The following is a 12,137-nucleotide window of genomic DNA, read 5'->3' as shown; positions in this document are numbered from 1 at the left end:
TTTTATGCATGCATTGTTAAATTTTGACACTATCAATGAGACTTAACCGCCCAACCATCCTTTATTCAAGCCACAGTCTATCCAGTTCACTTTTATCTGATCTGTAATATTAGCATTGGGATAAGTAAACGCCGCACCACCAAGATAAAGCGCATCGCCGACCTTATAGGACTTACCTTCAAATAACATAATCTCTTTATCCGCCTCCCACGAAAAGAAAGTATTCGCTAATACTAATAAAAGAGTATTGTCCTGTGTCATTACTTCTTCATTATCTCTAGTTAAAGCAAGATAGTTATTAATAACTGTCAAATATCCCGCTGTCATCGCTGTAAATCGACCATCATATTTAGTTGGGGACCAAGTAGCAATTTGTAGAGGTGTCTTAGCTGGTATAGGTTCGCTTACTACTATCATTTCTGGCATCTCCACCTTAACAATTAGTGCTCTATCTACTCTATATAGTCAATCCTAAATAAAACAGATACATTATATATCAAGGTGGAACTGGTCTAAATTCTCCTTTCGTGCTGTGCCTACGCTGCTCGATGCTGCGTAAAATTTATCCCAGTCCCACTGTATCGTTTTTATACTGAATTCACTATAAGTAGTACAACCTGACAGCGAAAAAATAGCTAATATTGAAATTAAAAATTTAGATAATTTGACAACCCTTACCCCTAAAGCGCTAATATAAGATGTCTGTCTATCCGCTCATTTTTATAAACAAGCGTCGATAAAAAAATCTTATAATGCTACTCATTTGGATATTGTTATGCAACAAAAAGACATGGCACAAAAAGCGCCTAAACGAAAAAACCTTGTGATTTTGATACATGGTTTGCATCAAACGACTTGGATGATGCGTCCATTAGCGAAGCGTTTACAAGCGCAAGGTTTTGCCACCCATCAATACAGCTATCGCAGCATGCGCGACGGTATCAAAACCAACAGCCAGCGACTACATGAGTGGCTGAGTGCCAACCACAACCCTGATCAGCCAATAGATTTGGTCGGTCATAGCTTGGGTGGATTGATTATTCGTGATTTTTTGGCCAATTATCCCAAGTGGCAAATTGGGCGCTGCGTCACGCTGGGCACGCCGCATGTGGGAAGTGTTTGCGCGGATTACGTATGGCGTTTGAGCCCTTTAATTGTAGGACGATCTTATGCTGATGCGCTCGATGGTACAGCGACGTCCTGTCCTGAACATATTCATATAGGCGTGATTGCAGGCGATAAACCGCGCGGCTTAGGACAACCTTTTTTGCAATATCATAATCGCAAACTGAATAAAGAAAGCGAATCAGCAGCCACAGAAAACTGTGCTCATGATGGTACAGTTTACGTCAGCGAAACACGTCTTGACTGCGCCAACGACCATATCGTACTGCCTGTGACCCATACAGGCATGCTGGTCGATAAAGAAGTGGCTCGGCAAGTGATTTACTTTTTAGAAAATGGTGAGTTTGAACGCTAGGGCATATTTTTAATACCTAAAATGCTCTAGATGACAGCGAATAATGGAATAGATATGACCGAGCAAAAGTATAAGCAAGATTGTCAAAACGGCCATTTATCGATAGAGAGAAAATTGATGCTGCCATTGATTGATTTAAAAAAAATTGATTTAAAAAACAAGCAATGTGAAATTAGGCATCAATTTTTTGAGTTGGCTGTATTTGCTATCTAATACCCATCCCTTGCTGCAATTCAGTTTTATGCTTGCTGATCACTGGAATCAACGTCTGGACGACCCAGTCATTGCGCCAACCTTTGAGACCTTGTGGCAGTTCGCTGAGATTTTTATCAAGAGCAATCACTTCATACAACTGTCCTAGCCATTTTTTGCGCATTAAAACGCTGCTAGGCATGCCGATAGCCTTAGCGTGATCATCAATCGCTTGCTGCACTGCTTTTGACAGGATTTTGTTTTTTGAGCGATATGGCGGCACAAGACAAGCTGGATGCTCGGCAGGTGGTAGGTTTTTGGCGTTTCTTATTATCTTAAGCAGCTCTTCACCATAGAGACGCAGCATACTACGGTGCATCGTCGTTTTGTGCGCCAGCTCACGCATGCTGTTTGGTTTTTCAGTGACGATCTCGCGTACCGCTTGCTTTTTGATGATAAACGTACGCGGCTGATTGGTCGCACGTGCCAGCTCTTCTCGCCACGTCGCAATCCCTTTGAGTATCGCCATTTGCTGTGAGTTATAGCGATAATCTGCCATCGTCAGATACATCGCTTCATCTTCGACGTGCTGCAAGTCATACAAATCACTGGCGTAGAGCTGACAATCCGCCCAGACGTAATCGTATAGGCCTTGTGCCTTAAGCGCATGTTCGATACTGAGATACAGCGCTGGCAAATAACGCACATCATCGATGGCATATTGCTCTTGCTCGTCTGTCAACGGGCGCTGGAGCCAATCAGACTGACTGTGCTCTTTATCGATATGCATATCTAGCTGATCTGCCAATGCCTGCTGATAGCCCATTTGTAATTGACCGGTTAAATAAGACAACGCAATTTGCGTATCAAAAATATTGGTCAATGGTGGACAACCAGATAGCAGATAAAAAATGCCTAAATCTTCGCCGCAAGCATGCCAGATGGCCACATCGACTTGGCGCAAGGCCTCCCACAGCTCAGACAGTTGCAACTCAGGCGCATCTAGTAAATACACGTGATTACCCGTATTTAACTGTACGAGTGCCAAACGCGGATAGTAAGTGTCGCGTTTGATAAACTCAGTATCTAGTGCGACGCGGCCACAAGTTGCCAAGGCATTGATCACCTCAGCCAATTGGTGCTGCTCACGCACCCATGTGACATCAACAGCATCAGCGACATCCAACAGTGCATCGATATCAATTGCATCAACATCCAGTGCATCATCATTTGATTCCGAAGGTGTCGCCACTGATGTCATCTCAGTATTAGCTGCTTTTTGTGATGAGTTATCAGTAATCTCAGAAGGGTTTGATTTGACTGAAGGGTTTGATTTGACTGAAGCGTTTGAAACGTTGTTGGACACGGGCAGATACCTGCATAAATAGGAGAAAATAAAACGCGATACTGCGTCTTAATAAAATGAAAAAGGAGAACAATAATAAAGCAATTATAACAATTTCACGAAATGAAATGGGTAAGACTTTGATGTCAGCAAAACCTTATAAAAAAGAGCGGTTTTGCATGGCTTGACCCAGCGTCATACTATCTAGATACTCAAGCTCGCCGCCCATCGGTATCCCTTGTGCCAAACGTGTGACTTTATTGACATGACGACTGACGGCCTCGCTAATAAAATGTGCGGTGGTCTGGCCTTCAACCGTCGTACCTGTTGCCAGTATAATCTCTTCAACAGGCTCTTGTTTGACTCGCCATACCAGCTGATCAATATTTAAGTCATCTGCACTGATTCCATCAATCGGGGATAAGTGTCCGCCAAGCACAAAATAGCGACCACGATACCCTGCCGTTTGCTCGATTGCCATCACATCTGCTGCTGTCTCGACCACACACAGCAGCCCATCATCACGTCTAGGGTCTTGGCATAGAGGACACACCGCTTCATCACTAAAGCTATGACAGCGCTGACATTCAACGATATCGCGCATGGCTTCATCTAGTGCTTGGGCAAGCGCCATGCCTTGCGGACGTTTTTTACTAAGCAAATGTAGCGCCATTCGTTGGGCACTTTTTTGACCGACGCCTGGCAATATACGCAGCTGTTTGACCAGCTGATCAAATTTGGCTGTAAGCAAAGTGGCTTTCCTTTAGTTGACTTTATTTAACTAAATTTATAAATCGTAGCTATAAAAATGGGGTCGTATCGTGCCGATAACAACCCCATTTTTGTGTTCAGTCTAAAGTATTTAATGCTTAGAACATACCTTGCATACCTGGTGGCAGACCCATACCTGAGGTCGCGCCAGCCATGGTTTCTTCGTATAGCTCATCCGCTTGACGCACCGCATCATTGATAGCGGCAGCGATAAGATCTTCGATCATATCTGGCTCATCTTCTAGCAGACTTGGATCGATGGTCAAACGCTTGACCACATGGCGACCAGTCATGGTGACTTTAACCAGACCACTGCCCGCTTCTGCTTGAACTTCTTTGTTCGCAAGCTCTTTCTTAGCATTTTCAACGTTTGCTTCTACTTTCTTTTGCATCGTTTGTGCTTGTTGCATCAATGCTTGAATGTTCATAGCTGCCTCTTTGTCTTATAATAATAAATGGGATACTTTAAAGTGTAAAATAAAATACTGACGGCATTATACCGCTATCTTTACAAACTGTCTAAACCACGCGCCAAATCTTTGATAATATCTTCGACATCTTCCAAACCGACTGATAGACGAATCAGACCGTCTTTCACGCCAGCTTCAGCACGCGCCTCAGGGGTTAGGCGAAAATGCGTGGTCGTCGCAGGATGCGTAATCGTGGTTTTTGCATCGCCCAAGTTGTTGGTGATAGAGACCATTTGAGTCGAGTCAATCACATGCCAAGCCGCTTCTTTCGTATCGCGGCTGTCAGATGCTTTGACTTCAAAACCCATGATAGCACCGTAACCGTCTTTCATATGATGCTGGCGTGTGGCGAGCTCATGTGCAGGATGGTCACTTAGGCCGGAGAAATGTACGGTACTGACATTAGGATGATTGACCAAAAATTCTGCGACTTGATTGGCATTGTTACAATGCGCTTGCATTCGGAGTTTTAGCGTTTCAAGCCCCTTGGTAAATACCCAAGCATTAAACGGGCTCATGCTGATACCGCCTGAGCGCACTACGGTAAACGCTTCTTGCATGAGTTTGTCACTACCAACCAACGCCCCGCCAAGTACTCGGCCCTGACCGTCTAAGTACTTGGTCGCAGAGTGAATAACGACATCGGCACCCAAATCTAGAGGGCGCTGCAATGCTGGCGTGGCAAAGCAGTTATCAACGACCAGTAGTATGTCATTGGCTTTGCAAAGCGTGCTCAAATAACCGATATCGCAAATCTGCGCCAGTGGATTACTTGGGCTTTCACAATAGATCACTTTGGTGTTTGGTTGAACGGCATTGGCCCATGCCTCATTGTCAAAGCAATCAACATAGCTAACTTCAACGCCAAACTTGGCCATATAGTTATTAAACAGCCCAATAGACGAGCCAAATAACTGATTGGCAGCGAGCAGATGGTCACCCGCTTTTAGATATGCCAAGCACATGGTCAGGATTGCACCCATACCAGAGGCCGTTGCAACCGCACGTTCACCGTTTTCTAGCGCGGCGAGACGACGCTCAAAAGTACGGACGCTTGGGTTGGTATGACGAGAGTAAACGTTTCCTGTCTTTGTACCGTCAAAATGTGCCGCAGCATCAGCGGCTGATTGATAAACATAAGAGCTGGTCGTAAAAATCGGCTCTGAATGCTCGCCCTCATCGGTACGATGCTGACCTGCGCGCACGGCGATAGTTTGCATACCGTAATCTAATCCTAAATCTAAGGCATCGTTACGCCAGTTTGGATCTAACCCATCGTTTGAGTTTTTTTGGTTCAAATTATTCTCATCTTTCGTTTGCGACTGACTCATAGACGTTCCGTTGCTTTGTTTTGGTTGGTATAAAAGGACTGCTTATTTTTTTGATTATTAAGCAAATTCATCAGCGTTATCATAACATGCCGACTTATTCCACACATCTGGTTTCAGATAACTTCTAATTATTAATTTTGCCTATTAAAATAACTGGATGTTCAATATGACAGCCATTATGCAGACTTAACCGCTTAACCGACAATAAATCACGATAAACTCAATCGTCAAACCTAACAAAAATAACGTATTTATAATAGGCAGATATGCTAACAGCTGCTAAGCTTAGCGACGATTTGAATTTTGGCGTTGGTGATATTTTTATAGACCGTCCAATCAATGCTATCATCCTTAAAAATAGATGAACAATTTCAGTAAATTACTTATCCATGCATTTTATTTATCAGTATATTTAGGCTCATCAAGGTAAATTCGTTATGTCGATGTTCAGTATAGAACCAAGCAGCTTATCGTTGAGTCTGACACTTGGGCTGACTTTAGGTCTGAGCGCTTGCCAGAGCCTACCCAAACAGCCACATCTACCTGAGAGCCAAGCGTTATCAGCGCGAGTCAATGCTTTATACCAACAAGAAGACAGCCCAAAGATTGAGCAAAATACAGCGACTACAACCAACAATACTGATCTAGTGACCGCCATCACAGCACAAAATGAGATTCATCCTGATCTGTCAGGCTATCATCCGATCGTCACTGGGGCAAATGCGTTTGCCGCCCGTAGTATCTTAACAGGTATGGCCACGCGCAATATCGATGCGCAGTATTATATTTGGCATAATGATCAGGCTGGCCAACTGCTATTAAAAGACTTGTGGGAAGCGGCTGAGCGCGGTGTGATCGTGCGTTTGTTGTTGGATGATTTTAATAACAGTGCAAAGTTTGATCAGCACCTATTACGTTTTGCGAGCCACCCTAATATCGCGGTGCGTATCATCAACCCATTAATGCACCGTAAGTTTTCAACATTGAACTACGTCACAGGTTTGCCGCGTATCAATCGCCGTATGCACAATAAAAGCATGACGTTTGATAAACAGATTACCGTTATCGGCGGACGTAATATCGGTAATGAGTACATGAGTAACGATCAAAGCAGCCAGTTTGCGGATTTGGATGTTTTACTGATTGGTAAAGTCGTCGCAGACATTGATAATAGCTTTGCCAGTTACTGGTCATCGCCACTGTCGTTTGACATCGAAACTTTAGCCAAGTTCGACGATGACGTCACGCCTGATTTTTTGAAGGCATTAGACAAGCTGGGTATAGATGAGGAAAATAACGAAGGCAGTAGCTTGACGGTTTATAAAGCCGCCATCAAAGACTCGACGATAGACACTGATCTGATCAACAAGCGTGTACCATTTCGTTGGACAGACATGCAGTTTTTGAGTGACGATGTTGGCAAGCTGTCCAAAAGCGTCTCATCTGAGACCAACTTGGTGCATCAACTGCGTACGTTACTCGGTAGCCCAACCAAAAAACTGACCATCATCTCGTCTTATTTTGTCCCGACCAAAGATGGGGTCGATACTTTGGTGAAGCTCGCCAAATCTGGCGTTGATATCAAAATATTAACCAACTCATTTGATGCGACCGACGTGACCGCTGTTCATTCTGGTTATAGTCAATGGCGCCCTAGCCTGCTGCGGTCAGGCGTAAAAATATACGAGCTAAAATCAACGGCAGCTGAAGAAAAACGTGACAATAAACTCTGGCGTGCACGCAGTCAGTCATCAACCAGCCTACATGCAAAAACGTTTGCGGTAGACGACTATCAAGTGTTTATCGGTTCCTACAACGTTGACCCTCGCTCTGCCAATATCAATACTGAGATGGGCGTCATCATCAATGATGATGAGTTGGCAAGACAGCTGCACGGGGCGCTGAGTGATGATTTACTAAACCAAGCTTATGAAGTTAAGCTGCTAGACAACGGTAGCTTGGAGTGGCACACCATGGAAGATGGCAAAGAAGTCGTTTACGAGTCAGAGCCACGGGTCGATATGAGTGATCATATCTGGCTTACTATTATGTCTTGGTTACCCATTGACTGGCTACTGTAATATGTAAACTCTTTTCTAAATAGTCCCTAAAATTGCAGGATGTGCAGTTTTGCTTTTGTTAAAAGCCAAATCCTGTAATCAAAGTTCTTATTACCATACACAAAATTACTGTTCCGGCGAATCATTGTTTATATACTTTGATTTGCCGGTTTTTATCATGGCCGATTATCTAAACGATGATCGTCTTAATGACCACTTTACTCCGTGGATGCGTGATCTATTATGCCGACTCGTTCTCAATACGCCCTGATGTCTAAAAAAGACAAAAATACAGTCATATTCGTAAGCTTTATCAGCGCTGTAATCTTTTTTGATTTCTTGATTTATTTGTACATTGCAGACATTGTCTCAGCTGCTATTTTTCCCGCTAATAACGATCCTACAGTTGCTAAGCTGCAAGGAATGGGGCTGTTTGTCATTGGTTACTTGGCTCGGCCATTTGGTGGTATTCTGTTCGGGCGTTATGGTGATCTCAAAGGTCGAAAGCCGACCTTTTTTCTGAGCATAATCGTTACGGCAGGTAGCTTGCTCGCAATGGCGTGTCTACCTACTTATGCGCAGTGGGGTGCGCTTGCACCTGCGTTATTCATATTGCTGAGAATCATACAAGGTATGGCATTTGGTCTTTACGTACCGCTATCTTGGGTATTTGTGGCGGAGCATGTGCCTCGGCAGTATTTGTCAGTGGCTTGTAGCTACGTTACGGCTAGCTTTTTGGTAGGTGTACTGTTCTCTAATGCGTTTTTTCTGTGGCTGACTGACTTTATGACCACCGTACAGCTGACTGATTATGGCTGGCGTTTGCCGTTTTTTGTTGGCGCCTTACTAACCTGTCTGCCATTGTTGGTATGGCGATTGATTAAAGAGACTCCGTTTTTCTTGGCGTTAGATAAGCCAAAAACTGGTAAGAATCTAGGTAGACCATTTACGGTATTATTCAAGCGCTGCAAACACTCTATCTTTGTCAGTATGGTACTGACTATAGTGATATCTAGTATCATCTCTGTCATTGTCCTACTACTGCCAGAACTAATAGAAATCAACTTTACTTTAGACAGTGATTTGTTTAGCTTTTCTCATAGCTTGGGGATCGTATTTATGGTTCTTGGCTGTGTCTTTTATGGCATGATCTCGACCCATGAGAACTTTGGTAAAATTTTGGTCATTGGTTCTGTTTTACTTATCGCTCAAACACTGGCGTTCTTTTATCATCTGCAGGCGGGTGGCGACTATATCTTAATCATGTATGTATTGCTAGGGTTCTGTGCCGGTATCGTGGGCATGATCCCTGCCATTTTAGTGCAGCTATTTCCGACCAATGTACGTCTCACCGGCATTTCTTTTTGTTATAATATTACCTACGGTATCGTGGGTGTGCTGATACCTTTTGGTCTTGGTTACGCCACGACACTCATCAGTTTCTCGCCAGCGCTATATATTGCCTTTGTGGGCTCTATCGGTATTATTATGGGGCTTTATTTCTATAATTTGCCTGAATTCAAAAAGATTGATCATGTTATTTTATAAATAATAGATCAGTCACTAATTCGAACGATGTTTAAAACTAAGGTGCAATGAGATATCTCATTGCACCTTATCCATTTGTTTAAGACACAGATATTAAGGCTTGATAACCATGGTTGATATGACCAACAAACGCCTCTCCGTTGCGCCAATGATTGATTGGACAACGACAGACTATCGTTACTTTGCGCGACTATTTAACCCGCACACGTACCTGTATACCGAAATGATTAGCACCGGTGCATTGATACACGGTAACCGCGCACGGCACCTACGCTTTGACACACTTGAGCATCCACTGGTATTGCAGCTTGGCGGAGCAGATATTAGTGAGATGACACAATGCGCCGAATTTGCTCAGCAATACGGCTATGATGAAGTCAATATCAATGTTGGTTGCCCTTCTGATCGTGTGCAACACAACAAGATAGGTGCCTGTCTAATGGCAGAGCCAAAAACGGTGGCTGACTTGGTCAAGCACATGCAAGCTGCAGTCGATATCCCCGTGACGGTCAAACACCGTATCGGTATCGATGATTTTGACAGTTACGAGTTTATGATGGATTTTGTGCAGACCGTTGCGGCTGCTGGCTGTACGCGTTTTATCGTTCATGCACGTACCGCGTGGCTACAAGGGCTGAGTCCTAAGCAAAACCGCGAGATACCACCGCTACGCTACGAGGATGTCTATCGTCTAAAACAAGACTTTCCTGAGCTTGATATTGAGATCAATGGCGGTATTGATACCATTGAAGACATAAAAATGCATTTGCAACATATCGATGGCGTGATGATTGGTCGGGCGTTTTATCACAATCCGTATCTATTAGCAGAAGCCAATAGCTTATGGAACGAGGCAGCACCCGAAACAATACCTAAGCGCTCAGAGATTTTAGAGCAGCTCTACCCTTATCTACAAGAACAAATCGCCAAAGGCGAAGCACTACCCACGATGACACGGCATTATCTAGGATTGTTTCAAGGATTGATGGGTGCACGCAAATGGCGGCAAGCATTGAGCGGCAAACCTCAGCTCACGCTCGATGACATTAAACGAGCAGCCGATGAAGTATTATTGTTAAATCCTGACGCATAGCTAAATGCTGATATAACTGGCTTGATAGAATTCACATGCTAGCCATTGTCGTGGCTAGCATGTTATCTACGCCGCTTGCGCAAGATACTGCCACATTGCTGCGCCATTATTAACGATATGTAGTACGATTGGCAGTAATAGCGACCCTGACTTGATACGTGCATAACAAAATATGAATGCCAAAACCACAATAGTACTGATTTCATAAATGCCATACTGCACATGGATAGTGGCAAATATCAAACTGGTCACGATACTTGCTACTATCGCACCGTGCTGCACAGAGTATGACGGTGCGGTGAACTGCTCTTTGATGGCTGACCATAATATGCCACGAAAGATCACTTCTTCGTAAATAGGTGCAACGACGACCATTGCAAAGACCAGCAGCCACACTGAACTAACAGACTGATATAGAGGGTCGACAAATACCAGCGGCGTCATATCCAGCATATAAGTCAGCGCCTGACTGACTATCATAAATATCAACAGCAATCCTAGCATGCCCATACCTACCGTAAATGAAAACGGCTTTAATGCTAAATACTGTCGCCATTCCCCGCCTTTTATACGAATAATGAGAACACTGGTTGTCATCAGCAGCACACAGCCTATGAGTATTGATAAGCTCACGACTGTTCCATCGTTACTGCCAAAAAAGAAGATATCGCCCATCGAAGCATTTTTGGTCGCAGGTAATACCAGCTTGCCAGCGATATAGACGCCTACCAATTGACTGATAAAAAACGCAAGCACCATCCCTACCGTCAGCATAAATGTACCAACGCGTGAAAATAATGGCGGACGCTCAGACGAGGTTGCGATATCCGGTAAAGCTGTCACGTTTTTTGGCATATATATGTCACTTAAAAAATACGCTGTCAGCTTGTATTAGACACAAGCCTACATAACGATACGTTGCTTTTATTTTGATAGTTGCCGCTTAATCAGTTCTAGTACCTGCTGCGATACAGACTCTGGGTGCTCAAGTGGGAACATATGCCCCCCTTCATGAGTCTCATAAGGTATGCCCAAGCGCGACTTTATCTGTTGGGGAAACCGACGTTTCAAAAAGATACTGTCTTGACCGATAATCAAGGTAACAGGCACTTTGGGGCCACGATTGGGCGTCAGCCAATACCAAGAAGGATTGGTACGAAACACTTCTACTTCATTAGCTTTAGGAATGGCCAGTGTCACTTTACCATCCGCGCGCTCATGCAAGCCATGATCGATATAGCCTTGGAAGCTGCGCTCATCAAAGTTTTTGAAAAATCCTTTGTGCCGCATTTTTTCGTACGCATCTGCTCGGCTGTCCCACACATCACGGCGATGCTTAGAGATACCCGCTGGTGACAATTTATCCATCAAACGCTTACTCGTAAGAGGCAATTTATCTACTGTCTTTGCCAAATGCCATAACAAGCTAACTTTGCCATAAATCCAAGGCGGATCCATGAGCACTGCTTGAGCAAACAGCTTAGGCTCACGGTACACTGCTTGCAAGGTACACATGGCGCCAAGTGAGTGCCCCACGCCCACCACCTGACTGACGCTATGCTTTTCGCAGGCAGTTTTTACGCTATCGATCACCTGCTGCGTCAGACTGCGCCAATGATTATCCACGGGATAATCCGGCGTATCACCCAACATGGCAATATATTCAATCGTAAAAAATGCGGACAATCCTGCAAAAAACGGCTCATACACAGCACTTGGCATGCCATTGGCATGGGCAAAATGTAATACAGGCTTTTTTGTTATCTTGGAGACAGGTAGCGCAGCAAAGGTCTGCAAATTGATTTCATCACTCATAACAGGCTCTCGTGGGATGGTTTATATATTAT

At 44.1% G+C, this 12,137-nt stretch carries 12 protein-coding genes; 5 read left to right on the top strand and 7 right to left on the bottom strand.

All coding sequences use genetic code 11. From position 1 onward, the window contains the following. Positions 1–42: 42 nt before the first annotated feature. Positions 43–426, bottom strand: a complete 384-nt coding sequence (locus GYK50_RS04875; RefSeq protein ID WP_093068134.1) for a hypothetical protein — start codon at positions 424–426, stop codon at positions 43–45. A 349-nt stretch (positions 427–775) separates the two neighbouring features. On the opposite strand from GYK50_RS04875, the gene GYK50_RS04870 reads away from it, so the two are divergent. Together GYK50_RS04870 and GYK50_RS04865 are read left to right on the top strand one after the other, a co-directional pair. Then, a complete protein-coding gene (locus tag GYK50_RS04870; RefSeq protein WP_227674255.1) occupies positions 776–1,480 on the top strand; it encodes a lipase family alpha/beta hydrolase in 705 nt (234 codons plus the stop codon). A gap of 54 nt (positions 1,481–1,534) precedes the next feature. After that, the gene (locus GYK50_RS04865) at positions 1,535–1,693 is read left to right on the top strand and encodes a hypothetical protein (protein ID WP_156770969.1); all 159 of its coding nucleotides are present in this window, start codon (positions 1,535–1,537) and stop codon (positions 1,691–1,693) included. Here the strand turns inward: GYK50_RS04865 and GYK50_RS04860 are convergent. From GYK50_RS04860 to GYK50_RS04845, 4 genes are all read right to left on the bottom strand, one after another. After that, positions 1,686–3,038 (bottom strand): ribonuclease D, encoded by a 1,353-nt coding sequence (locus GYK50_RS04860; RefSeq protein ID WP_227674254.1) that lies wholly within the window; start codon positions 3,036–3,038, stop codon positions 1,686–1,688. The genes GYK50_RS04865 and GYK50_RS04860 overlap by 8 nt on opposite strands. A gap of 136 nt (positions 3,039–3,174) precedes the next feature. Further along, entirely contained in the window at positions 3,175–3,768 is a 594-nt protein-coding gene (gene recR / locus GYK50_RS04855) for a recombination mediator RecR (RefSeq protein ID WP_071001884.1), read from the bottom strand. Between the two features lie 118 nt (positions 3,769–3,886). Then, a complete protein-coding gene (locus tag GYK50_RS04850; protein ID WP_025651278.1) occupies positions 3,887–4,216 on the bottom strand; it encodes a YbaB/EbfC family nucleoid-associated protein in 330 nt (109 codons plus the stop codon). 80 nt (positions 4,217–4,296) lie between these two features. Beyond that, on the bottom strand, positions 4,297–5,589 hold the full coding sequence (locus tag GYK50_RS04845; RefSeq protein ID WP_071001885.1) for an O-succinylhomoserine sulfhydrylase: 1,293 nt from the start codon (positions 5,587–5,589) through the stop codon (positions 4,297–4,299). Between the two features lie 437 nt (positions 5,590–6,026). Between GYK50_RS04845 and GYK50_RS04840 the strand changes: the two genes are divergently transcribed. The 3 genes from GYK50_RS04840 to dusA all read left to right on the top strand — a co-directional run bounded on the left by GYK50_RS04840 (position 6,027) and on the right by dusA (position 10,290). Beyond that, on the top strand, positions 6,027–7,670 hold the full coding sequence (locus GYK50_RS04840; protein ID WP_071001886.1) for a phospholipase D family protein: 1,644 nt from the start codon (positions 6,027–6,029) through the stop codon (positions 7,668–7,670). Between the two features lie 222 nt (positions 7,671–7,892). Further along, positions 7,893–9,197, top strand: coding sequence for an MFS transporter (locus GYK50_RS04835; RefSeq protein WP_212564369.1), 1,305 nt, complete (start codon positions 7,893–7,895; stop codon positions 9,195–9,197). 109 nt (positions 9,198–9,306) lie between these two features. Then, positions 9,307–10,290, top strand: coding sequence for a tRNA dihydrouridine(20/20a) synthase DusA (gene dusA / locus GYK50_RS04830; RefSeq protein ID WP_212564368.1), 984 nt, complete (start codon positions 9,307–9,309; stop codon positions 10,288–10,290). A 66-nt stretch (positions 10,291–10,356) separates the two neighbouring features. Here dusA and GYK50_RS04825 read toward each other — a convergent pair whose 3' ends face one another. Next, a complete protein-coding gene (locus GYK50_RS04825) occupies positions 10,357–11,145 on the bottom strand; it encodes a CPBP family intramembrane glutamic endopeptidase (RefSeq protein ID WP_071001889.1) in 789 nt (262 codons plus the stop codon). Between the two features lie 69 nt (positions 11,146–11,214). Beyond that, entirely contained in the window at positions 11,215–12,105 is an 891-nt protein-coding gene (locus GYK50_RS04820) for an alpha/beta fold hydrolase (RefSeq protein ID WP_071001890.1), read from the bottom strand. Between the last annotated feature and the right edge of the window lie 32 nt (positions 12,106–12,137).

It is taken from the genome of Psychrobacter pacificensis (assembly GCF_018336615.1).
GTDB lineage: Bacteria > Pseudomonadota > Gammaproteobacteria > Pseudomonadales > Moraxellaceae > Psychrobacter > Psychrobacter pacificensis.
The sequence above is the reverse complement of the archived record's forward strand: the minus strand, read 5'-3'. Positions and strand labels throughout refer to the sequence as shown.